The 22394-nt window shown below is 73.6% G+C and carries 19 protein-coding genes; 9 read left to right on the top strand and 10 right to left on the bottom strand.

The genetic code is table 11. The annotated features are described in order from the left end of the window. Nucleotides 1–52 precede the first annotated feature (52 nt). The 6 genes from O2V61_RS10390 to rpsF all read right to left on the bottom strand — a co-directional run bounded on the left by O2V61_RS10390 (nucleotide 53) and on the right by rpsF (nucleotide 4094). A complete protein-coding gene (locus O2V61_RS10390) occupies nucleotides 53–583 on the bottom strand; it encodes a GNAT family N-acetyltransferase (protein WP_269183234.1) in 531 nt (176 codons plus the stop codon). A gap of 5 nt (nucleotides 584–588) precedes the next feature. Then, nucleotides 589–1959: a replicative DNA helicase gene (gene dnaB, locus O2V61_RS10385; RefSeq protein WP_269183233.1), complete on the bottom strand. Its 1371-nt coding sequence runs from the start codon at nucleotides 1957–1959 to the stop codon at nucleotides 589–591. 603 nt (nucleotides 1960–2562) lie between these two features. Further along, a complete protein-coding gene (rplI, locus tag O2V61_RS10380) occupies nucleotides 2563–3009 on the bottom strand; it encodes a 50S ribosomal protein L9 (RefSeq protein WP_269183232.1) in 447 nt (148 codons plus the stop codon). Between the two features lie 11 nt (nucleotides 3010–3020). Then, nucleotides 3021–3257 carry a 30S ribosomal protein S18 gene (gene rpsR, locus O2V61_RS10375; RefSeq protein WP_036333041.1) on the bottom strand — a complete coding sequence of 79 codons (237 nt, stop codon included), beginning with the start codon at nucleotides 3255–3257 and terminating at the stop codon, nucleotides 3021–3023. Between the two features lie 34 nt (nucleotides 3258–3291). After that, nucleotides 3292–3804 (bottom strand): single-stranded DNA-binding protein, encoded by a 513-nt coding sequence (locus tag O2V61_RS10370; protein ID WP_269183231.1) that lies wholly within the window; start codon nucleotides 3802–3804, stop codon nucleotides 3292–3294. A 2-nt stretch (nucleotides 3805–3806) separates the two neighbouring features. After that, nucleotides 3807–4094 carry a 30S ribosomal protein S6 gene (rpsF, locus tag O2V61_RS10365; RefSeq protein ID WP_269183230.1) on the bottom strand — a complete coding sequence of 96 codons (288 nt, stop codon included), beginning with the start codon at nucleotides 4092–4094 and terminating at the stop codon, nucleotides 3807–3809. 172 nt (nucleotides 4095–4266) lie between these two features. Here rpsF and O2V61_RS10360 point away from each other — a divergent pair, with 172 nt between their 5' ends. Beyond that, complete coding sequence (locus O2V61_RS10360) at nucleotides 4267–5082, top strand: deoxyribonuclease IV (RefSeq protein ID WP_269183229.1); 816 nt, start codon at nucleotides 4267–4269, stop codon at nucleotides 5080–5082. On the opposite strand, the gene O2V61_RS10355 is transcribed toward O2V61_RS10360, so the two are convergent. Both O2V61_RS10355 and O2V61_RS10350 read right to left on the bottom strand, forming a co-directional pair. Further along, nucleotides 5037–6473 (bottom strand): glycosyltransferase family 87 protein, encoded by a 1437-nt coding sequence (locus O2V61_RS10355; RefSeq protein ID WP_269183228.1) that lies wholly within the window; start codon nucleotides 6471–6473, stop codon nucleotides 5037–5039. The two genes, O2V61_RS10360 and O2V61_RS10355, sit on opposite strands and share 46 nt — an antisense overlap. Nucleotides 6474–6588: 115 nt before the next feature. Continuing rightward, on the bottom strand, nucleotides 6589–8856 hold the full coding sequence (locus O2V61_RS10350) for a transglycosylase domain-containing protein (RefSeq protein WP_269183227.1): 2268 nt from the start codon (nucleotides 8854–8856) through the stop codon (nucleotides 6589–6591). Between the two features lie 585 nt (nucleotides 8857–9441). Between O2V61_RS10350 and O2V61_RS10345 the strand changes: the two genes are divergently transcribed. The 3 genes from O2V61_RS10345 to O2V61_RS10335 all read left to right on the top strand — a co-directional run bounded on the left by O2V61_RS10345 (nucleotide 9442) and on the right by O2V61_RS10335 (nucleotide 12066). Beyond that, nucleotides 9442–10053: a PadR family transcriptional regulator gene (locus tag O2V61_RS10345; RefSeq protein WP_269183226.1), complete on the top strand. Its 612-nt coding sequence runs from the start codon at nucleotides 9442–9444 to the stop codon at nucleotides 10051–10053. Between the two features lie 80 nt (nucleotides 10054–10133). Further along, nucleotides 10134–11213: an inositol-3-phosphate synthase gene (locus O2V61_RS10340; protein WP_269183225.1), complete on the top strand. Its 1080-nt coding sequence runs from the start codon at nucleotides 10134–10136 to the stop codon at nucleotides 11211–11213. Between the two features lie 88 nt (nucleotides 11214–11301). Continuing rightward, the gene (locus tag O2V61_RS10335) at nucleotides 11302–12066 is read left to right on the top strand and encodes a hypothetical protein (protein WP_269183224.1); all 765 of its coding nucleotides are present in this window, start codon (nucleotides 11302–11304) and stop codon (nucleotides 12064–12066) included. Nucleotides 12067–12185: 119 nt separating this feature from the next. Here the strand turns inward: O2V61_RS10335 and O2V61_RS10330 are convergent, their stop codons facing one another. Then, nucleotides 12186–12857, bottom strand: a complete 672-nt coding sequence (locus O2V61_RS10330; protein ID WP_269183223.1) for a YqgE/AlgH family protein — start codon at nucleotides 12855–12857, stop codon at nucleotides 12186–12188. A gap of 108 nt (nucleotides 12858–12965) precedes the next feature. Between O2V61_RS10330 and O2V61_RS10325 the strand changes: the two genes are divergently transcribed. After that, nucleotides 12966–14291, top strand: a complete 1326-nt coding sequence (locus O2V61_RS10325) for an MFS transporter (RefSeq protein WP_269183222.1) — start codon at nucleotides 12966–12968, stop codon at nucleotides 14289–14291. Here O2V61_RS10325 and O2V61_RS10320 read toward each other — a convergent pair whose 3' ends face one another. Beyond that, on the bottom strand, nucleotides 14292–15803 hold the full coding sequence (locus O2V61_RS10320; protein WP_269183221.1) for a CCA tRNA nucleotidyltransferase: 1512 nt from the start codon (nucleotides 15801–15803) through the stop codon (nucleotides 14292–14294). 42 nt (nucleotides 15804–15845) lie between these two features. Between O2V61_RS10320 and O2V61_RS10315 the strand changes: the two genes are divergently transcribed. The 4 genes from O2V61_RS10315 (at nucleotide 15846) to O2V61_RS10300 (ending at nucleotide 22366) form a co-directional block, all read left to right on the top strand. Next, nucleotides 15846–16322: an NUDIX hydrolase gene (locus O2V61_RS10315; protein WP_269183220.1), complete on the top strand. Its 477-nt coding sequence runs from the start codon at nucleotides 15846–15848 to the stop codon at nucleotides 16320–16322. Beyond that, a complete protein-coding gene (locus tag O2V61_RS10310; protein WP_269183219.1) occupies nucleotides 16319–18655 on the top strand; it encodes a DUF6049 family protein in 2337 nt (778 codons plus the stop codon). Before O2V61_RS10315 ends, O2V61_RS10310 begins: the two co-directional genes overlap by 4 nt. A gap of 233 nt (nucleotides 18656–18888) precedes the next feature. Next, complete coding sequence (murJ, locus tag O2V61_RS10305) at nucleotides 18889–20688, top strand: murein biosynthesis integral membrane protein MurJ (RefSeq protein ID WP_269183218.1); 1800 nt, start codon at nucleotides 18889–18891, stop codon at nucleotides 20686–20688. A gap of 70 nt (nucleotides 20689–20758) precedes the next feature. Further along, nucleotides 20759–22366 (top strand): protein kinase family protein, encoded by a 1608-nt coding sequence (locus O2V61_RS10300; protein WP_269183217.1) that lies wholly within the window; start codon nucleotides 20759–20761, stop codon nucleotides 22364–22366. The last annotated feature ends 28 nt before the right edge of the window (nucleotides 22367–22394 follow it).

Raw genomic sequence — 22394 nt, 5'->3', positions numbered from 1 at the left:
CCGATGGTTGAGTCGCGACGGTCTCGTATCCCTGATCGGGTGAACGCGCCGCTCAGCGAGCGAGCGCGATCCAGTACCGCCGGGTGCGGCCCAGTTCGGTGTCCCGGACGTCCTCCAGGACCCCGCCCACCCGCTCGATGACCCCCGCCGACGCGACGTTGCCCTCTGCGCAGGTGACGAGCACCCGGTCCAGCCCCAGCGTGCGGGCCTGGGGCAGCACCTGGCGCAGCGCCCACGTCGCCAGGCCGCGGCCACGCGCCGACGGCCGGATGCCGTACCCGACGTGCCCCCCGGCGCGGAGCAGGAAGTCGGTCAGCTCGTGCCGCAGCGCGATCGCACCGAGCACGGTCTCCCCCTCGACGACCCACCAGTACGTGCAGTGCACCCGCCCCTCGGCGGGTGGCAGCGCCGGGTCGGACTCCCCGCGCAGCCGGTCGACCCAGGTGCCGAAGCCCTCGTGGGTGTCGACGTCGTCCCCGGACTCCAGGCCGGCGCCGTCCTCGTGCACCCCGACGCCCCACTCGCGGTGCGCGGCGAGCCACGCGGCGTACCGCCGCGGAGTCGGCTCGACCAGCTCGGGCAACAGGATCAGTTGGCCATGTCGACGAAGCGTGAGTAGTGGCCCTGGAAGGCGACGGTGACGTTCGCGGTGGGGCCGTTGCGGTGCTTGACCAGCATGATGTCGGCCTCGCCGGCCCGCGGGGACTCCTTCTCGTACATGTCCTCGCGGTGGATCATCATCACCATGTCGGCGTCCTGCTCGATCGAGCCGGACTCGCGGAGGTCGGAGAGCATCGGCTTCTTGTCCTGACGCTGCTCCGAGCCACGGTTCAGCTGGCTCATCGCGATGACCGGGAGCTCGAGCTCCTTGGCCAGCAGCTTCAGTGCACGGGAGAACTCCGAGACCTCCTGCTGACGGCTCTCGACCTTCTTGCCCGAGGTCATCAGCTGCAGGTAGTCGATGACGATGAGCTTGAGGTCGTTGCGCTGCTTGAGCCGCCGCGCCTTTGCCCGGATCTCCATCATCGTCATGTTCGGTGAGTCGTCGATGTAGAGCGGGGCGTCGGCGATCTCGCCCATCCGGCGGGCCAGCTTCGACCAGTCCTCGTCCGACAGCGTGCCGGCGCGCATGTGGTGCAGCGGGACCTTCGCCTCCGCCGACAGCAGACGCATGGTGATCTCGTGCTTGCTCATCTCGAGGGAGAAGATCGCCGCGGGCATGTGGTGCTTCACCGTGGCCGACCGCGCGATGTCCAGCCCCAGCGTGCTCTTGCCGACACCAGGTCGGGCGGCGATGACGACCATCTGGCCGGACTGCAGGCCGTTGGTGAGCTCGTCGAGGTCGCGGATCCCGGTGGGGACACCGCGCGCCGTGCCACCCCGGGAGGCGATCGCGTCGAGCTCGTCCATCGTCGGCTGCAGGACGTCGGCGAGGCGCGAGTAGTCCTCGCTCATCCGCTTCTCGGTGACGTCGTAGATCTCCTGCTGGGCCCGGTCGACGATGTCGTCGACGTCGCCCTTGCCACCGGCGGCGCCGTAGCCGAGCTGCACGACCCGGGTACCGGCCTCGACCAGCCGCCGCAGCACCGCCTGCTCGGCGACGATCGCCGCGTAGTAGCCGGCGTTCGCCGCGGTGGGGGTGGAGGCGATGAGCGTGTGCAGGTAGACCGCACCGCCCATCTTGGACAGCTGGTCGGTGCGGTTCAGCTCCGCGGCGACGGTGATCGCGTCCGCGGGCTCGCCGCGGCCGTACAGGTCGAGGACGACGTCGAAGACGACCTGGTGCGCCGGGCGGTAGAAGTCGGGACCGGCCAGGACCTCCACCACGTCGGCGATCGCGTCCTTGCTCATCAGCATGCCGCCGAGCACCGACTGTTCGGCAGCGACGTCCTGAGGGGGCTGCCGGTCGTACTCCGGAGCCGTGACCCTCGGCCTGCTGATGTCCTCGACGACCGCCACGCTGATGTCCTCCTCGTCCCGCGCCCGCCCAGACCTGGAGGTCTGCGTGCGGCGCGCCCTGCTCTCGCTGTCGCTCGAACTGCTGTTCGCACAACAGCTACCACCGGGCGCCGACAGTTCGCGCCCGGCGGTAGCTGGGGTGACGTTAGGAACCGGGGAGGGGGCGCGTCCAACACCGCTGTGCACGCCGATCTGCACAACTTGTGGACAAGTCGGTGGACGGAGGCGGTCACCGTGTGGAGACCGTGGTGGACCCACCGACGTCGTGTCCCCGTCACCCCCTCGTCACCTGCACCGGGACCTGTCCCGGGGTGTGGACGGAAGAAATCCGGCAACTTCCCGCAGAACTCGCGGCTCGGGCGTGTCGGCCGATCCCCGCAGGTCACACGCGTAACGACCGACGGCCCGGCTCGGCCACCCCGGACGCATGCGCTCGCCGAGGGCACCCGACCCGCCGGCGATGCCGTTCACCTGCCGTCCACGGTGGCGTCCGCACCCGTGTCGACACGGGAGGGCGTCGACCGGGCATCGGGAACGCCACGAGGGGCGCCGGACCGGAGTCCGACGCCCCTCGTGGGCAGTGCTGTGGAAAAGCGGCCTCGATCAGCCGGCGACGACGTCCAGGGTGACCGGGACGGAGACCTCCGGGTGGACCCGCACCGTGACGGTGTGGGTGCCGAGGCTCTTGATGCTGCTGGGCAGCTCGATCCGGCGACGGTCGAGCTCCGGGCCGCCGGCAGCGGTGACCGCAGCGGCGACGTCGGCGGTGGTGATGCGACCGAACAGGCGGCCGCCGTCACCCGAGCGGGCCGGCAGTGTGACGGTCAGCTTCGAGAGCTGACCGGCGACCGTCTGGGCCTCCTCGAGCGAACGCACGTCGCGGGCAGCCCGCGCCCGGCGCAGGCTGTTGACCTGCTTCTCGGCACCACGGGTGGCCAGCATGGCCAGCCCGCGGGGCAGGAGGTAGTTGCGGGCGTACCCGCCCTTGACCTCGACGGTGTCGCCGGAGGAACCGAGACCGGTGACCTCAGCAGTCAGGATCAGCTTCATGGTGCTCATGATCAGCGCGCCGTGGAGGTGTAGGGCAGCAGTGCCATCTCGCGGCTGTTCTTCACGGCCACGGCGACGTCACGCTGGTGCTGGCTGCAGTTGCCGCTGACGCGGCGGGCACGGATCTTGCCGCGGTCGGAGATGAACTTCCGCAGCAGGGTCGTGTCCTTGTAGTCGATGTAGGTCGCCTTGTCCTTGCAGAACTGGCAGACCTTCTTCTTGATCTTGCGGGGGGGAGGCTTGGGCACTGGGTTCTCCAGAGATCAGTACAGAGAGGGGGGATCAGAAAGGCGGTTCGTCGGACGACGCCGGCGGGGTGGACCAGGGGTCGCTCGCTCCGCCACCGGAGAAGCCACCACCACCGCCACCGCTGTTGCCGCCGCCACCGCTGTTGCCGCCGCCGCCGAACCCGCCGCCGCCACCCTCGCTGCGCGCAGCGCGGGTGACCTTGGCGGTGGCGTACCGCAGAGAGGGGCCGATCTCGTCGACCTCCAGCTCGATGACGGTGCGCTTCTCGCCTTCCTTCGTGTCGAAGGACCGCTGCTTCAGCCGGCCCGACACGATGACCCGCGAACCGCGGGTGAGCGACTCGGCGACGTTCTCCGCCGCCTGACGCCAGACGTTGCACCGGAGGAACAGCGCCTCGCCGTCCTTCCACTCCTGCGACTGACGGTCGAAGGTGCGGGGGGTCGACGCCACGGTGAAGTTGGCGACAGCGGCGCCGGACGGGGTGAACCGCAGCTCCGGGTCGGCCGTCAGGTTCCCGATGACGGTGATGACGGTCTCGCCGGCCATGGTCAGTGAGCCTCGGGGCGCATCAGCTTGGTGCGCAGGATGGACTCGTTGAGGTTCAGCTGACGGTCCAGCTCGGCGACGGCGGCCGGCTCGGCCTGGATGTCGACGATCGCGTAGATGCCCTCGACGTTCTTGTCGATCTCGTAGGCCAGCCGACGGCGGCCCCAGATCTCCGTCTTGACGGTGCCACCGGAGTTGGTGACGACGGTCAGGAAACGATCCAGGCTGGGAGCGATGGTCCGCTCCTCGAGCTCGGGGTCGAGGATGATCATCAGTTCGTAGTTACGCACGGAGAACCCCACCTCCTCTGGTCTCAGCGGCCGCAGGGTGTCTGCAGCAGGAGGGTCGTACATGCGTCGCGCGCCCGGCCCTGCAGGAGGCAGGAGAGGACGCGCACCGGCCAGGCTACCAGTGCCCTCCACCCACCGGGTCCGCACGGCGGGTGCGCCTACTCTGCTGCGGGTGGCTGAGCAGCTGATCGGCGTGCACGTCGGACCGGGTCTGACCGAGGACAACGAGCTGGCCGACGGCGGCCCGCTGGCCCGCGCGGCCGAGCTGGACGCCGATGCGGTGCAGGTGTTCCTCGCCGACCCGCAGGGCTGGAAGGCACCGAAGCCGAGGCCGGACGCCGAGGCGCTGCTCGGCTCCGACGTCGCCGTCTTCGTGCACGCCCCCTACGTGCTCAACGTCGCCTCGACCAACAACCGGATCCGCATCCCGAGCCGCAAGCTGCTCGGCCAGCACGCCCAGGCGTCGGCCGCCGTCGGCGCCCGCGGCATGGTCGTGCACGGGGGTCACGTGCTGGCTGGTGACGACCCGGCGGCCGGGGTCGACAACTGGCGCAAGACGTTCGCCAGGCAGGCCGACGAGGGCGGCTTCGGCGTCCCGGTGCTGATCGAGAACACCGCGGGCGGGGACAACGCGATGGCCCGTGACCTCGACGCCGTGGCCCGGTTGTGGGAGGCGGTGGGCGAGTTCGGCGCGGGGTTCGTGCTGGACACCTGCCACGCCTGGGCGGCCGGATGGGACCTGGCCCGGGTGGTGGACGACGTCCGGGCGATCACCGGCCGGATCGACCTGGTGCACCTGAACAACAGCCGCGACCCCGCCGGTTCCGGCCGTGACCGGCACGCGCCGCTGACCGCCGGGGAGATCCCGCTGGAGCTGCTGGTCGGCGTGGCCCGCACCGCCGGCGCCCCGGTCGTCCTGGAGACCCCGGGTGACACCGCGGGTCACGTCGAGGAGATCTCCCTGCTGCGCGAGGCCCTCGCGGGCTGAGCCCGGCCCACGGGCCGGGGGAGCACCCACCGGTCGGGGGCGCCGTCGAGCGGGCCGCCGGCGGGGTCGTCGGTGCCCGGCCAGCTGCGGCGCACCAGGTCCCGGTCCGGCGACCAGACCTCCCGCACGACCAGTGCCATCAGCACGAGGACGGCGACGTCCCGCACGATCACCGCGAGGTAGAACCACTCCACGCCCACGCCGTTGTCGTCGGCACCGAGGTAATAGAGCATGGTCATCACCCAGACCAGCACCTCGGTGGCCTGCCAGAGCAGCAGCGAGCGCCAGCGCGGCCGGGCCAGCACCGCGAGCGGCAGCAGCCACAGCGAGAACTGCGGGCTCCACACCTTGTTCAGCAGCAGGAAGGCCGCGACCAGCAGGAACGCCAGCTGGGGGAGTCGCGGGCGCAGCGGGGCGGCCAGGGCCAGCCAGGCGACCGCGGCGGCCGACAGCAGCAGCACCACCGCGACGGTCGCGTTGAGCACCGACGGGGTCTGCCCCTCGGCGAGCGGGCCGTCCAGGATCCGCTCGCCGGTCAGGTCCAGGGCGATCGCCCAGATGCTCTCCGGGTTCGCCGGCCGGATGTCGCTGAAGGTGAAGAACCGGGCCCAGTTGTCCGGCGCGACGAGGGCCACCGGCAGGTTCACCGCCAGCCAGGCCAGCCCGGCGGCCAGGACGGCCGACAGCCAGGCCCGCAGCCGGCCGGCGCGCAGGCACAGCACGAACAGCACGCCCAGCACGATGACCGGGTAGAGCTTCGCCGCGATCCCCAGCCCGATCAGCACGCCGGCCAGCACCGGGTGCCGGCGCGCCCAGGCCCACATCCCGAGGGTGGTCAGCGCGATGGCCAGCAGGTCCCAGTTGGTGAAGGCGTGCACCAGCAGCAGCGGCGAGAGCGCCACCATCGCGGCGTCCCAGGGCCGGCGCCCGGCCAGCCCCAGGACGCCGCGGGTGACCAGCAGCGCCAGCGCCGACAGCAGCAGGCAGGTGACGACGTAGAAGCTCCCCACCGGCGCGCCGGAGATGCCCGCCGCGAGCCCGTCCCAGGCGCGCGCGACCACCGCGGCGCCCTGAATCGACGCACCGATGAGCACCGGGTACTCGACGGCGGAGTCCAGGTAGGGCACCTGCCCGTCACCCACCCCGTGGGTGAAGAACAGCGGGATGGGATCGCTGTAGCAGAAGTGCGTGTACTGCTTGCTGCCCGACCAGTCGCCGCCGGCACACGGCGCCTGCTTCAGCCAGGCCAGACCGAGCACGACGACGGTGAAGAGCAGGCACACCCGCAGCGGTGTCCAGAACCGGGCGCGCCCGGTGACGGCGTGCCGACCCCAGGGACCGCCCACGGCCTCGCTGGCCTGGACAGCCACCGGGTCGGTCCAGGTCGGCACGATCCGGTCCGGCTCCGGCGGCGCAGACACCTCGGGCCCGCCCCCCAGCCGGTCGGCTGGAACGGACGGGCCCGTCGGTGTCGCACTCACGCGGTCAGTCTGCCTGCTGCCCGGGTCAGTTGGTCGCGACCGTCGGCGTCGGCGTCGACGTCGGGGCTGGGGCCGGGGCCGGGGTGGTGGAGGGGACCGGCTCCTCCTCCACCACCTCGGGCACCGGACTGGGGGCCGGAGCCGGAGCGCTGCTCGTCGTCCGGCTGGGCGCCGGAGCCTGACGGGTGACCTGCGCCGGTGCGGGTTCCGGTTCCGGTGCCTCGCTCGTGGTGGGGGCCGGGGCCTGCGTCGTCGGCTCGGGGATGCCCCTGTCCGGGTCGCCCTTGATCAGCGCCTTGGACGGGAGCGGCTCCTCGGCGGTGCCGGCGAGCACGGTGTCCATGAACTGCTGCCAGATCTCCCCCGGGAGACCCGAGCCGTAGACGATGTTCCCCCGGGAGTTGACGATGGCGTCGGTGCCCTTCGTGCCGATCCACACCGCGGTGGAGATCGACGGCGTGTAGCCGACCATCCAGGCGTCGGAGTTGTCGGTCCGGTTCGCGCCCTGGGTGCCGGTCTTCGCCGCCACCGGCCGGTCGCCGTCCAGCGGCAGGTCGGAGCTCTCGGCCACGTCGGTCAGGGCGAAGGTGACGTCGTTGGCCACCTCCGCCGACACCGCCTGCGTGGTCGCGGTCGTCCCCGTGCCCAGCACCGTGCCGGCGCTGTCGGCGACCGAGGCGACGAAGTGCGTCGCGTGCTGCACCCCGCCGGCGGCGAAGGTGGCGAAGCCGGCGGCCTGCTGGATCGGCCGGACCGGGTACTCGCCGATGCCGATCGAGCCGCCGGTGATGTCGGTCTTCGGGATGCTGAGCGTCTCGTAGCCGGTCAGGTCCTCGGGCACCGTGTTGTCGTCCCGGTTGGGGTCCCAGGTCGCCGGCAGCCCGGCGACCTTCCGGGCCGTCTCGGCGACCACCTCGGGACCGACCTCGTAGGCCAGGCCGTAGAACGTGGTGTTCAGCGACCTGGTCATCGCCTCCTTCAGCGTGCAGTTGCCGCACTGCGCGTTGCCGGAGTTCACCACCGGCAGCCCGGGCCGGTCGTCGAACTCCTGCGGTGAGCTGCCGTCGCGGCGGGTGCCGACGCTGTAGCCGTTCTGCAGCGCGGCGGCCAGCGTGTACGGCTTGAAGGACGACCCGGGCTGCTTGAGCGCCTGGGCGTAGTCGGTGGTGTCGACCGCCGGGTCCTCGCTGCTGCTCAGGTCGTTGCCGTAGTAGGCCAGCACGCCGCCGGTCTTCGGGTCCACCGCGACCAGCGCCTCCCGGAGGTTCTCCGGTTCGCCGGCCATCACGTCGTTCACCGCGGCGAGCGCGGCGTCCTGCTTGGCCTTGTCCACCGTCGTGGTGATCCGCAGACCGGCGGAGTAGATGTCGTCCCGGGTGTAGCTGAACGGCTGCTGCTCCAGCTCGGCGAGGACCTGGCGCACGATCAGCCCCTCCGGGCCGGTCGGGATGCCGGAGCTGCTGCCGGTGTTGGGCAGCACCGCCGGGTAGACGGCGGCCTCGCGCGCTGCGGCGTCCAGCCAGCCCTGCTCGACCATCGCGTCCAACACCAGGCCCCAACGGTTCTGGGCACCCTCCGGGTTGGTCTCCGGGTCGTTCGCGCTGGGGTTCCGGATGAGCACGGCGAGCACCGCACCCTGCTCCGGGTTGAGCTCCGCGGCGGACACCCCGAAGTACGTGGTGGCCGCCGCCTCGATGCCGTAGGCCCCGCGACCGAAGTAGATGGTGTTCAGGTAGTTCTCGAGGATCTGCTCCTTCGAGTACTCGTTGTCCAGCTTGACCGCGAGGAAGAGCTCCTTGAACTTGCGGCTGAACGTCTGGTCGGAGGTCAGGAACGCGTTCTTCACGTACTGCTGGGTGATCGTGGAGCCACCCTGGGTGGAGCCGCCGGTCAGGTTGTTCCACGCCGCCCGCACGATGCCGGTGAAGGAGATGCCCGGGTCGGTGTAGAACGCCCGGTTCTCCGCGGCCAGCACGGCGTTCTGGGCCGGCTCCGAGATCTGCCCGAGGGAGACGTTCGTCCGGTTCTCGTTGCCCAGCCGGGCCATCTCGGTGACACCGTCGGCGTAGTACACGACGGTCGTCTGGTCGGTCTGGACCGACTCCGGCGTGGGCACCTCGGTCGTGGCGTAGACCACGCCCACGAAGACGCCCAGCAGCACGAGCATGCTCAGGAACGCCCCGGCGAGCACCTTCAGCCAGCGCCGACGCTTCGGCTTGGCACCCTTCTTCCCGCCACCACCGGGCGGCCGGCTGCTGCCACCGGGCCGCCGCCCACCGGTCGGGGGCTTCACCGGGGGACGGCCACCGCCGCTGCCGCCACCGGACCGAGCCGCCGGACGCGCACCACCGTCACGGGACGTCGTCGTCCGGGCCCGGGCAGCGGGCGGGCGGCGGGCACCGGCTGCACCGCTGCCGCCGGAGCCGGCGCGGGCCCGGGCCGGCGGGGGACGGCGGACCGAGCCGGCACCGGGGGTGACGCGGGCGGTCTCGTCGTGGGGAGGCACGCGGTGGGCCCCTTCCTGCAGGTCGTGGGGTGCTCAGCCGCCGAGGTGCAGGCGGTCCTGGGCGCCCAGGGTGACGTCTTCAGCTGTGTGTCGACTGGGAGCGCGTCAGCGCTGCCCGGCGGGACGCCGCCCGGCGGCGGTCCTCGCGAGGTCCGCGTCGCGGCGACCCAGCGCGTCGTCCAGCACCGGCCGACGTCCGGGCACGGCCGCCAATGTACGCACTGAGCAGGGCGTCATGGTCCCTCCAGAGATCGACATGGGGCTGGTGAGGCGCCCGTGGCCGGGCTCTCCGACTTGCGCGCAGTACAGCGCCCAGATGTATCGTGCCGATACATCGATCCGGTGAACGCCGGCAGACCTGGAGGTGGCGCCGTGCTCGAGTTCGCCATCCTGGGCCTGCTGCAGCAGTCGCCCATGCACGGCTACGAGCTCCGCAAGGAACTGGCCGCCGTCCTCGGTGGGCTCCGGTCGATCTCCTACGGCTCGCTCTACCCCGCGCTCAAGCGCCTCCAGGCCGCCGGCCTGATCGCCAGCGACGACCCGACCCCGCGGTCCCTGCTCCCCGCCGACGCCCCCGCGCTCACCGGCCGGCGGGGCAAGGTCGTCTACGCGATCACCGCCGAGGGCAAGGAGCGCTTCGCCGACCTGGTCAGCCAGACCGGGCCCGAGGCCTACGACGACGAGGGTCGGTTCGGCGTCCACCTCGCCTTCTTCCGGCACACCGCCGCCGACGTGCGGCTGCGCATCCTGGAGGGCCGCCGGCGCACCGTCGAGCGCCAGCGCGACCGGCTCATGGACTCGCTGCGCCGCACCCAGGAGAAGCTCGACCGCTACACCCTCGAGCTGCAGCGGCACGGCCTGGACTCGGTCGACCGCGAGGTCCGCTGGCTCACCGAGCTCATCGACAGCGAGCGCGACGACGCGCGCGCCGAGGCGGCCCGGGCTGAGCAGTCGCCCACGCCACCGGACGACGGCACCACCTGAGCTGCACCACCTGAACCACTGCACCGCACCCATCGCACACAGTCCGGACCCGGGTCGGGTCCGTCGGAGGGAGTCATCTCATGGCATCGGTCAAGGTCGCCATCGTCGGCGTCGGCAACTGCGCCGCATCGCTCGTCCAGGGCGTCGAGTACTACCGGGACGCCGACGAGACCGCGTCGGTCCCCGGCCTCATGCACGTCCGGTTCGGCGAGTACCACGTCTCCGACATCGAGTTCGTCGCCGCCTTCGACGTCGACGCCAAGAAGGTCGGCCGCGACCTCTCCGAGGCGATCGTCGCCAGCGAGAACAACACCATCAAGATCGCTGACGTGCCGCCGCTGGGCGTGACCGTGCAGCGCGGCACCACCCTCGACGGGCTGGGCAAGTACTACCGCGAGATCGTCGAGGAGTCCGACGACTCTCCGGTCGACATGGCCGCCGCGCTCCGGGAGTCCGGCGCCGACGTCGTCGTCTGCTACCTCCCGGTCGGCTCCCAGCAGGCCGCGGAGTTCTACGCCCAGGCCGCGATCGACGCCGGCGTCGCCTTCGTCAACGCGCTGCCGGTCTTCCTCGCCGGCACCAAGGAGTGGGCGGACAAGTTCACCGCCGCCGGGGTGCCGATCGTCGGTGACGACATCAAGAGCCAGGTCGGCGCCACGATCACCCACCGGGTGCTGGCCAAGCTGTTCGAGGACCGCGGCGTGCAGCTGGACCGCACCATGCAGCTCAACGTCGGCGGCAACATGGACTTCAAGAACATGCTCGAGCGGGAGCGCCTGGAGTCCAAGAAGATCTCCAAGACCCAGTCGGTCACCAGCCAGGTCGACCGGGACATGGGCAAGGGCAACGTGCACATCGGCCCGTCGGACCACGTGCCGTGGCTGTCGGACCGCAAGTGGGCCTACGTCCGCCTGGAGGGCCGCGCGTTCGGCGACGTCCCGCTGAACCTGGAGTACAAGCTCGAGGTCTGGGACTCCCCGAACTCGGCCGGCATCATCATCGACGCCGTCCGGGCCGCGAAGATCGCCAAGGACCGCGGCATCGGCGGGCCGATCCTGTCCGCGTCGTCGTACTTCATGAAGAGCCCGCCGGTGCAGTACAGCGACAGCGAGGCCCGGGACGCCGTCGAGGCCTTCATCCGCGGGGACGTCGAGCGCTGACACAGCCCGACCACGGAACGGCCCGCACCCCGCACCGGGTGCGGGCCGTTCCGCGTCCGGGGCCGGCACCGGCTCCTAGTGTTGAGGCATGCCGCTGCGTCGCCCGCCACTGCTCGTGCCCGCCCTGCTGGTGGTGCTGGCCCTGCTCGCCGGGTGCGGGGACGACGAGACCGCACAGCGCGTCCCCGGCGACCCGGTGAGCTCCGCGGAGGCCGAGGTCCTCGGTCAGGTGCTCTACGCCGACCGCGAGGAGGGCGGCGCCGACTTCGAGGTGACCGCCCCCTACGCCGAGGGCTCCGTCCTCACGCTCACCGGCGAGATCGACTTCACCGAGGGGACGGGCCGGGCCCAGGCCGCCACCAGCTACGCCGACGGGCGCCCCGAGGACACCCGCACCCTCTTCTTCACCGGCGAGGACCTCTGGCAGGGCGACGTGCCGGGGCTGGCCGAGGAGCTCGAGGAGGCCGGCCTCCCACCCGCCACGTACGTGCGCCGACCGATCGCCACCACGCAGGCCGGCGGTACGGCCTCACTGCTGGACGTGCTGGTCCAGATGGTGCCCAGGCTCGCGTCCACGACGGCGGACGACCCGCAGTCCTTCGCCGGCTACACCTGGGCGGGCAGCCGGTCGATCAACGGGGAGCTCGCCTCGGTGTTCCAGAACCCCACCGGGACGACGATCGCCGTGGCCGCCGACAGCGAGCTGCTGGTGCAGTACGCCACCACGCTGCAGGGCGTGCCCGTCACCATCACCCTGGCCGACCACGGCGAGCGGGAGATCACGCTCCCGGCCGAGGGCGACACGGTGAGCCTCACGGAGCACCCGGAGATCGCGGCGGCGCTGGGCCTGTGAACGACAGAGCAGGAGGGGGCGGCCTCTTCCCCAGGTCGCCCCCTCCTGCGGGCTCATTCCTACCAGGTCCTGGCCGCCACCGGGAGTCGACACGCGGGCATGTCGGTCAGGCGCCCGCGTCAGTTGGCGGAGGGGTCCGCCGTGGCGGTGGAGAGCACGGCGAGCCGACCCGACTGGCGGCGCAGCACCGACCGCCACAGCTCGGGTCCGGAGGCGCCGGTCAGCACGTCGGCGGGGATCCCGGCGACGCAGGCCCAGGCGCCCTCGGCGAGCTCGCCGGCCAGCTGCCCGGCTGACCACCCGGCGTAGCCGGCGAACACCCGCAGGCCGCCGATCTCGCCGTCCAGCTCTGCCGGGTCGCTGTCCAGGTCGACCAGGTGGACCGCCCCGGCGACCGCGCGCAGCCCGCTGTCGGCCGGCAGTGGCTCGCTGCCCCGGCGGGTGGCCAGGCACAGGGCGGTGTCGGCCTCACACGGCCCGCCCACGTGGAAGACGCCCGGCTCGACCGCCAGCTCCGACCACCCCGGCAGGACGTCGCCGATCCGGACCTCGCTGGGCCGCCCGAGCACGACCCCGATGGTGCCGGTGTCGGTGTGGTCCAGGACGTAGACGACCGCGCCGGCGAAGGTCGGGTCGGTCAGGGTCGGCATCGCGACCAGCAGGCAGCCCGGCCGGACGTCGTCCAGCGAGCCGACCGACAGCGCCGGGATGCCGGTACGCCTGCTCCGCCCCGCAGCCTTGCCGGCTGTGGGGCGATGCTCGGGTTCGGGTGACGAGGGCACCGGGTTCATCGCCTCCAGTGTGCATCAGGGACGGGCCGGAGGGGTGGCTGATCCGTCCGCCTCCTGACCGCCGGACGTCGGGTGCCCGCCGACCGCGGGCGACGTAGTGTGGCTGGGATGCAGCAGGCGCCCACGACCGTGCGTCACCTCCTGCTGCGTGGTGACTTCCGTCGGCTGCTGGCCACCCGGCTGTCCTCCCAGTTCGGTGACGGCGTCTTCCAGGCCGCACTGGCCGGCACGGTGCTGTTCAACCCCCAGCAGGCCACCGACCCGATCGACGTGGCCGCCGGGTTCGCCGTCCTGCTGCTGCCGTACTCGCTGGTCGGTCCGTTCGCCGGGGTGTGGCTGGACCGCTGGAGCCGCCGACAGGTCCTGCTGGTGGCCAACGTGGTGCGGGCCGTCCTCGTGGTCGTGGTCGCGGCGCTGATCCTGCTGGGGGTCCAGGGCCCCGGGTTCTACGTCGCCGGCCTGCTGGTGTTCTCGGTCAACCGCTTCGTGCTGTCCGCGCTCTCCGCCGGGCTGCCGCACACCACCGACGCACCCTCGCTGGTCTCGGCCAACGCGCTGTCCACGACGTCCGGCGCGGTCGCGGCCGTGCTCGGCGGCGGGGTCGCGATCGGCGCGACGGCGCTGACCGGCTCCGCGAGCGGCGGGTACGCAGGCCTGGCACTGGCCTCTGCGGTGCCCTACCTGGCCGCCTCCGCCATCGTCTCCCGCTTCTCCCGCGGCCACCTCGGCCCCGACCACCTCACGCTGGCCGCCACGGTCAGCGCCCGGGACGTGCTGCACGGGATGGTGGCGGGTGCCCGGCACATGCTGGCGCACCCCCCGGCGACGGCGATCCTGTCGGTGATGGCGGTGCACCGGCTGATGTACGGGCTGCTGACCCTCATGACGTTGCTGCTCTACCGCAACTCCTTCGCCGAGGACACCGGGCTCTTCCCGGGCGGGCTGGCCGGCCTGGGCCAGGTGCTGGCGGCCGGCGCGATCGGCACCCTGCTGGCCGCCGCGGTGACCCCATGGGCGGTGCGCCGGTGGGGCAAGGCCGCGTGGGTGTTCGGCCTGCTCGTGCTCGGCGGCACCGGCCAGCTGGTGCTGGGCGGGGTGTTCCGGCCGGCGGCGATCGTGGCCGCCGTCCTCGTCCTGGGGTTCGTCGCGCAGGGCATCAAGATCTGTGTCGACACCACGCTGCAGGAGTCGGTGGACGACGACTTCCGCGGCCGGGTCTTCTCCGTCTACGACACCCTCTTCAACGTCACCTTCGTGGTGGCCCTGCTGGCCGGGGCGTTCCTGATGCCGGCCTCGGGGGTCAGCTGGGCGCTGCTGATCGGGGTCGCCGCCGGCTACCTGCTCACCGCCGTGGCGTTCAGCCGCTGGGCCCGGACCGAGGCCCGCCGCACCGACGACGCCCCGCTGGCCCTGCGGGTGTCGCTGACCCCGTAGTCAGCCGACCTGGCCGCGGGCCCGCCACCAGGCGAGCAGCTCGGCCTCGGCCTCCTCCGGCTCCAGCGGCCCTCGCTCCAGCCGCAGGTCCTTGAGGAAGCGCCACGCCTCGCCGACCTCGCGGCCCGGCGGGATCTCCAGCAGCTCCATGATCCGGTTGCCGTCCAGGTCCGGCCGCACCCGGGAGAGGTTCTCCGCCTCCGACAGCACCTCGATGCGCTCCTCCAGGGAGTCGTAGGTGGCTGACAGCGCCGCGGCGCGCCTCTTGTTCCGCGTCGTGCAGTCGGAGCGGACGAGCTTGTGCAGCCGGGGCAGCAGGTCACCGGCGTCGGTGACGTACCGGCGGACGGCGGAGTCGGTCCACTCACCGCGGCCGTAGCCGTGGAAGCGCAGGTGCAGGAAGGTCAGCCGGGAGACCGCCTCGACGACGTCCTTGGGGTACTTGAGCGCCAGCAGCCGCTTGCGCACCAGCTTGGCGCCGACCACCTCGTGGTGGTGGAAGGAGACCCGGCCCCGGTCCTCGTGCCGCCGGGTCGCCGGCTTGCCGATGTCGTGCAGCAACGCGGCCAGCCGCAGCACCAGGTCCGGCGACGGCGACTCCGGGTCCGCCTTCTCCAGGGCGATCGCCTGGTCCAGCACGGTCAGCGAGTGGACGTAGACGTCCTTGTGCTGGTGGTGCTCGTCGATCTCCATCCGCAGCGCGGCCAGCTCGGGCAGGACGACGTCGGCCAGCCCGGTGGCGACGAAGAGGTCCAGCGCGGGGCCGGGGGCGTCGTTCAGCAGGGTGCGGGAGAACTCGTGCTGCACCCGTTCGGCGGTGATCCGGCCGAGCTCGGGGGCGAGCGCGGTCATCGCCTCGACCACCTCGTCGTCCGGGGTCAGCTCCAACTGGGCGACGAAGCGGACCGCGCGCAGCATCCGCAGCGGGTCGTCGGCGAAGGAGTCGACCGCCCGGCCCGGGGTGCGCAGCCGCCGGGCCAGCAGGTCACCCAGCCCGCCGAAGGGGTCGGTGACGGTGCGGTCCGGCCCCAGCGAGACCGCCATCGCGTTGACGGTGAAGTCGCGGCGGGCCAGGTCGTCGGTGAGCGAGGTGCCCCAGGCGACCTCCGGGTTGCGGGACTCCCGGTCGTAGCGGTCGGCCCGGAACGTGGTGATCTCCACCCGCTCACCGCGCACCTCGGCGCCGACGGTGCCGAAGGCGATCCCGGTGTTCCACGTGGAACTGGCCCAGCCCCGCAGCACCTCCAGGGTCTGCTCCGGCCGCGCGTCGGTGGTCAGGTCCAGGTCGCCGGTGGGCAGCGGCCGTCCCGTCCCGGCCGCCAGGAGGGCGTCGCGCACCGAACCGCCCACGAGGTGCACCTCGTGACCGGCGGCGGTGAACCGCTCGCCCAGGGCGACCAGCACGGGGGAGACCTCGACGAGCTCCCGCACCGTCTGCTGCACCGCCGCGGGGACGGGCTCGGGCGGCGGGGTCGGGCCGGAGGGGGCGCGACGCGACGGGTCGGTTGACACGACGGTCGAGGGTAGTGCCGTGCCGCGCGCTACCCTGCTGGCATGGCTGGAACGGGCGGGCGGCAGCGCCCCGGCCGCCGGCTGCGCCGGGTCGACGAGACCTCGGCAGGAGGCCTGGTGGTCGCAGACGACGAGGTCACCGGGCCGCGCGCCGCCCTGATCGGCCGCACCGACCGCCGGGGCCGCCTGCTCTGGTCGCTCCCCAAGGGGCACATCGAGCCGGGCGAGACGCCGGAGGACACCGCCGTCCGCGAGGTGGCCGAGGAGACCGGCATCATCGGCCAGGTCGTCGCCCCCCTGGGCATCATCGACTTCTGGTTCGTCGCCGACGGCCGCCGCGTGCACAAGACGGTCCACCACTTCCTCCTCCGGGCCACCGGCGGCGCGCTGTCCGACGCCGACGTCGAGGTCACCGAGGTCGCCTGGGTGCCCCTGACCGAACTCGGCGGGCGACTGGCCTACGCCGATGAGCGCGCCCTGGTCGAGCGCGCGCCCGGCCTGCTGGCCGACAGCGCGTGACCCGGCGGGTCGCCGGCCGCGCCGACGGCCGCCCCAGCACCTCCGCACCGAGGACGACGCCGGCCGGTGGCCGCCGGGAGGGCGGTCGTCGGCTGGCGCTCGGTGCCCTCGCGACCGTCGTCACCGGCCTGCTGGGCGTCCCCGCCCCGGCGCAGGCCGCGCCGGGCGACCCCGACAGCTCCACCGGCTCCTCGGCCGACCGGCCACTGGAGCTGACCGTGAGCCGGCTGGAACCCCGCACCGTCACCCCCGGTGCCGCCGTCGAGGTGACCGCGACCCTCCGCAACGACAGCACCGAGACCTACGACGACCTGGAGGTGCGGCTGCAGCGGGGCGAGGTGCTGACCTCGCGCAGCGGGCTGGCCGACGACCTGGCGAGGCCGGGTGACCACACCGCGGCGTCCACCGCCTTCCTCGGGGTGCCCGGCGGCGAGCTGGAGCCCGGCGGCACGCGCACGTTCAGCTACGTGAGCCCGGCCGATGCGCTGCAGCTCACCGTCGACGGCGTGTACCCGCTGCTGGTCAACGTCAACGGCACCCGGGACGACGGGGTCACCGAGCGGGCCGCCGAGCTGTCCACCCACCTCGTCGTCGAGTCGGCAGTACCCGCGACCCCGACCCAGATGGCGTGGCTCTGGCCGGTCACCGACCGCCCGCACCGGGACGCCACCGGTGCCTTCACCGACGACGACCTCGCCACCCAGGTGGCCGACGGCGGCCGGCTGGACCGCGTCGTGGAGACCGTCGAGCAGCTCCCGCGCACCACCGGCGCGACGGCCGCCGAGACGGTGCCCGCCGTGCCGGTCACCCTCGCCGTCGACCCGGCGCTGCTGGAGGAGCTGGCGGCCATGGCCGCCGGCCCCTACCTGGCGGACGGCGAGGAGGGCACCGGCACCGCGGACGCGGCCGAGCTCCTCGAGCGACTGCGCCGGCTCGCCGCCGACCACGACGTGGTGGCCCTCCCGTACGCCGACGTGGACGCCGATGCGCTGGTGGCGGCCGGGGAGCCTGAGGCGCTCCTGCGCACGCTGCCCGGCGCGGGCACCGTCCGGCAGCCCAGCACCGCCGACGGTTCCCTCGTCCCGGCGCCGGCTGCGGGCGCCACCCCCACCGGGGCGGGGGCCGGGGTCGTCGAGGAGGTGCTCGGGGTCCAGCCCCGCACCGACCTGGCCTGGCCGGCCGGCGGCACCCTGGACGAGACCACCCTGACCACCCTGGGCACCGGCGGGGTCGGCACCGTGGTGCTGGCCGAGGACGGGCTGACCGACGGCAACCAGGCGGTGGGGGACGACGGCGACCCGGCGGCTGCCCGCGGCGTGCTGGAGACCACCGGCGGGCCGGTCACCGCGCTGGTCGCCGACGGGGAACTGGCCGAGGCCGTCGAGGCCGCCACCCTGCGGCCGGAGACCGGGCGCCTCGTCGAGCAGCGCTACCTGGCCGAGCTCGCCGCGCTGCACGCCCAGCAGCCGGACGGCGCCCCCGCCACCGTCCTCGTCGCCCCGCCCCGCTGGGTCGACCCCGACCCGGGCACCGTGGCCGCGATGATGAGCGACACCGCCACCCAGCCGTGGCTGGCCCCGGCGTCGGTCGCGGCCCTGGCCGATGGTCCGGCCGCGGAGGTCGGGGAGCTGACCGGCACCGACCCGGACGTCCGGCTGTCGGGCGCGGCGATGGCCGGCATCGTGGAGACCTCGGGGGTGCGGGACGACGTCGCCGCCGCCGTGGTCGGCGACGCCGACGAGGCGCTGGCCGGCTACGACGCGGCGATCGCCCGGGCGGCGTCCGCGCAGTGGCGGGGCGACCCGGAGGCGTTCCAGGCCGCGGTCACCGACCTGCAGGGCACGGTCGCCCGGCTCCGTGAGCAGGTCAGCCTCGTCTCCCCGGCGGACGGGACCTACACCCTCGCCTCCAGCGACGCCCCGTTGGTGCTCACCGTGCGCAACGACCTGCCCTTCGCCGTCGACGTCCGGCTGGACCTGCAGAGCCGGCGCAACGTCGGGCTGGTCACCGAGGACATCGGCGTGCAGACGCTGGCGCCCGAGTCGATCACCACGATCGAGGTGCCGGCCGACGTCCAGCAGTCCGGCGGGTTCGCGGTCACCGCACGGCTGACCACGCCGGCCGGGGGCCCCCTGGGCGAGCCGGTGCAGCTCCAGGTGCGGAGCACCGCCTACGGCCCGGTCACCCTGGCGATCACCCTCGGCGCTGCCGCACTGCTGGCTCTGCTCTTCCTCCGCCGGGCGGTGCGCTTCGTGCTGCGCCGCCGGCGGGGCGAGCCGGCAGCGACCCCGGACCAGGCAGCCGGTCTGCCGCCGACCCGGAGCCCGGTGTGAGCGGCCCACCGGCGGGTTCGGAGGACCAGCGCGCCGACTCACCCGACGCCCGACCCCGGACACCGGCACCACTGCCGCCGCCGCCGTACCGGGGGGCGCAGCCGGGGTCGGCGGCCACCCCGCCCGCCCCGGTCCCGGGCCCGGTGGTCGGCAACCGACCCGAGGCGCTGACCCCGCCGACCCCGGCGCGACCGCTGCCACCGCCCCCCGCCGGCTACCCGGCGGCGCGGCCGGTGGGCGACCGTTCCGCCGGTGACGGCGCCCGGCGGCGGGCCGCGCTGCCGCCGGTCCCACCGCCGGCCCGGCCCCGGCGCTTCGTGCCCGGCCCGGACGACACCCAGCTCATCCCGGTCATCCCGGCCGTGCCCCGCTACCTCGAGGACGAGCCGGAGGACACCGACGTCGGCCCGGGCCGCTCGGGGGGCAGCGGCGGCATCCTGCGTGCGGCCGGGACGATGGCCGTCGCCAGCCTGGTCTCCCGGCTGACCGGCTTCCTGCGCACCGTCGTGCTGACTGCCGCCCTGGGCTTCGGCCTGGTCGGCAACGCCTACACGGTGGCCAACACGCTGCCCAACATCGTCTACGAGCTGCTGCTCGGCGGGGTGCTGACGTCGGTCGTCGTCCCCCTGCTGGTCACCGCCCAGGAGCGGGACGCCGACGGCGGCGTGCGGTACACCCAACGGCTGCTCACCCTGGCCACCGTCGGGCTGGCCGTGCTCACCGTCGTCGCCGTGCTCGCGGCGCCGGCGCTGACCTGGTTGATGGGCATCCGGGAGGACCCGGGACAGGTGGAGCTGGCCAACTGGCTGGCCCGGATCCTGCTGGTGGAGATCGTCTTCTACGGGATCGGGGCGCTGGCGACGGCGGTGCTCAACTCCCGGCAGGTGTTCGGGCCGCCCGCCTGGGCACCGGTGCTCAACAACGTCGTGGTCATCGCCACCGGCGCGGTGTTCCTGCTGGCGGCCGGGCCGGGTGACCTGACGCCGGTCACGATCACCGCCTTCCAGGTGTGGCTGCTGGGCATCGGCACCACCCTGGGCATCGCCGTGCAGGCGTTCGTGCTGCTGCCGCTGCTGGGCCGCAACGGTGTGCCGCTTCGGCCCCGCTGGGGGCTGCGGGGCACCGGCCTGGCCGAGGCCGGCACGCTCGGGCTCTGGGTGATCGGCTACGTGCTGGTCAGCCAGGTCGGCGTCGTCGTCGCGAGCATCGTGGCCAACGAGGCCGCCGACGCCGGTGGCCTCGGCCCACTGGCGTTCGCCAACGCCAGCCTGCTGTTCCAGATGCCCTACGGGATCATCGGCGTCGCGCTGCTCACCGCCCTCCTGCCCCGGATGAGCCGGGCGGCCGCCCGGCACGACATGGACGGCGTCGTCGCCGACCTCTCGCTGGGCACCCGCCTGTCGGCGACCGGGCTGCTGCCGGTGACCGCTCTGCTGGTGGTCCTCGGGCCGGCGGTGGGCATCGTGGCCTTCGCCCGGGGCAACGCCGACGTCTCCGACGCCCGGGGGGTGGGCGTCGCCCTCGCGGTGGGCGCGTTCGGGCTGCTGCCGATGGCGGTGACGCTGCTGCAGCTGCGGGTGTTCTACGCCATGAAGGACGCCCGGACCCCGACGCTGATCCAGGTGGCGATGGTCGCCGTCCGGGTGCCGCTGCTGCTGCTCGTGCCGGTGCTGGTCGACCCGGAGCACGTCGTGGCCGGGCTGATGATCGCCACGAGCGCCACCTACGTGGCCGGCTGGGTCGTGGGTGCCATCGCCCTGGACCGCAAGCTCGGGGTGCGGGCCAGCGCCGAGGCCGGCACCACCGTCCTGCGGATGGGCGCGGTCTCGGCCGTCGCCGGGGCGCTGGGCTGGGCCGCCGTGTCGCTCGCGGGCAGGTCGCTGGGCACGTCGGTACCGGGCTCGCTCGGGACGGTCGTCCTCGGTACCGTGGTCATCGGCAGCGCGGTCGTCGCGGGTGCCGTGATGGCCGGTGTCCCGGAGCTCCGGGGCGTCCTGGCCGGGGTCCGGGCTCGACTCGGGCGCTCACGGTGACCGGACGCCGCTCGGCCGGAACCGGGGACGCCGTTCCCGGCCGAGAGTGACCAGGGGGTCGGCAGCGTCCGTGACGTCGACGACAACCGGCCTGCCCGATCGCTACCGTCCGCTGGACCAGGTGGCGCCCGACGAGGAGACGCCCACCGGCGTCATCCGCTCCTGGCGCGCCCGTGACCGCGTGCTCAACCGCGACGTGGCCCTGCGGGTGCACACCCCGGGTGGCCCGGCCGCGCGCGAGTGGATCAACCGCGCGCTGACCGCCGGTGGGCTGGCCACCCCCGCGCTGGCGATGGTCTACGACGCCGCCGAGGGCACCGGCCGCAGCGAGCCCGGCGGCGCCGCCTACGTCGTCAACGAGTGGATCGACGGCATCCGGCTCTCCGACCGGCTCGCCAGCGACGGCCCGCTGTCGGAGCGGGAGGCCCGGGCGGTGGTCCGCCGGCTGGCCGAGGGGGTCGCGGAGGCCCACCGGGTGGGTCTGGCCGTCGGTGGCCTCACCCCCGAGCACGTCGTGCTGCGTCCCGGCGGCCTGGTGGGCCTGCTGTCGGTACCGGCCGCCAGCGGCACCGAGAAGGGCGACATCACCGCGCTCGGGGCGCTGCTGGAGCTGTGCCTGACCGGCGGCCGCTCCACGGAGATCTCCTCGCCCGACCTCGCCGCCCTGGTGCGCCGGGCCCGGTCGACCGACCCGGCCACCGGCCTGTCGAGCGTCAGCACGATGGTCTCGCTGCTCGCCGACCGCCCGCGCACCGGCCCGCAGGAGACCGCGCGGCCCGACGGTCTCACCGACAGCGGCTGGGTGCGCCGCCTCCGCGACCGTCGCGACCTCGCCGACACCGAGGAGGGGGACGACGAGGAGGAGCCGGTCCGGATGGGCCGGCACCGCCTGCCGCCCGTGCCCGGGGGGGCCCTGCCGCGCCCGACCTCCGCCGGGCCGGGGAGCCACCGGGCCGAGGACGAGGACGACCTGGTCTTCGACGAGACCTTCGCCGCAGCGGACGACGACCCGGCGGACCCCGAGCCGGCGTCGTCCGCCCGGCGGCGGCTGGCCGTGATCGGCCTGCCCCTGCTGGCGTTGGCGCTGGTCGTGGCCATCGGCTGGTGGTTCGGCACCAACGTGCTCTCCGTGGCCGGCAGCGTCGAGGGCGGTCCGACCGGGTCGACGCCGCAGCCGAGCGTCACCGCCGGGGCCGACCCGGCAGAGGCTCCGGCGCCCCCGGCCGTCGGGGCCCCCGTGCCCATCACCGGCGCCTCGGTCTTCGACCCGTTCGGCGACGGCGAGCCGGAGAACGACGACGACGTCCCGCTGTCCTACGACGGTGACCCGAGCACCGCCTGGTCGACGCTGACCTACCGGGGCTCGGCCGACTTCGGCAACCTCAAGCCCGGTGTCGGCGTGCTGTACGACCTGGGCAGCGAGCAGACGATCGGTGGCGTCGCGCTGCGGACGACCCAGCCCGGGGCGACGGTCGAGGTGCGCACCGGCGGCTCGCCGGGCGCCGCACTGGAGTCCTTCCCGGTCGCCGCCTCGGGAGAGCTCACCGGCGACGACGTGCTGGCCTTCTCCGAGCCGGCCACCACCCGCTACGTGCTGGTCTGGGTGACCGGCCTGGTGCCCGTCGACGACGGCTTCAGCGCCGACCTGGCCGAGGTCACCGTCACCGCAGCCGGCTGAACCGCCCCCCGGGAGGGGTCAGGCCGGG

It is taken from the genome of Modestobacter sp. VKM Ac-2985 (assembly GCF_026967925.1).
Taxonomy (GTDB): domain Bacteria; phylum Actinomycetota; class Actinomycetes; order Mycobacteriales; family Geodermatophilaceae; genus Modestobacter.
Note: the sequence above shows the minus strand (reverse complement) of the source record. Positions and strands in the feature narration are given on the sequence as shown.

What these genes read in the sequence shown, in the direction of transcription:
- rplI (WP_269183232.1), bottom strand. Translation starts at nt 3,009, where the DNA reads ATGAAGCTGATCCTGACTGCTGAGGTCACCGGTCTCGGTTCCTCCGGC.
- O2V61_RS10370 (WP_269183231.1), bottom strand. Translation starts at nt 3,804, where the DNA reads ATGGCCGGCGAGACCGTCATCACCGTCATCGGGAACCTGACGGCCGAC.
- O2V61_RS10340 (WP_269183225.1), top strand. Translation starts at nt 10,134, where the DNA reads ATGGCATCGGTCAAGGTCGCCATCGTCGGCGTCGGCAACTGCGCCGCA.
- O2V61_RS10335 (WP_269183224.1), top strand. Translation starts at nt 11,302, where the DNA reads ATGCCGCTGCGTCGCCCGCCACTGCTCGTGCCCGCCCTGCTGGTGGTG.
- O2V61_RS10330 (WP_269183223.1), bottom strand. Translation starts at nt 12,857, where the DNA reads ATGAACCCGGTGCCCTCGTCACCCGAACCCGAGCATCGCCCCACAGCC.
- O2V61_RS10325 (WP_269183222.1), top strand. Translation starts at nt 12,966, where the DNA reads ATGCAGCAGGCGCCCACGACCGTGCGTCACCTCCTGCTGCGTGGTGAC.
- O2V61_RS10315 (WP_269183220.1), top strand. Translation starts at nt 15,846, where the DNA reads ATGGCTGGAACGGGCGGGCGGCAGCGCCCCGGCCGCCGGCTGCGCCGG.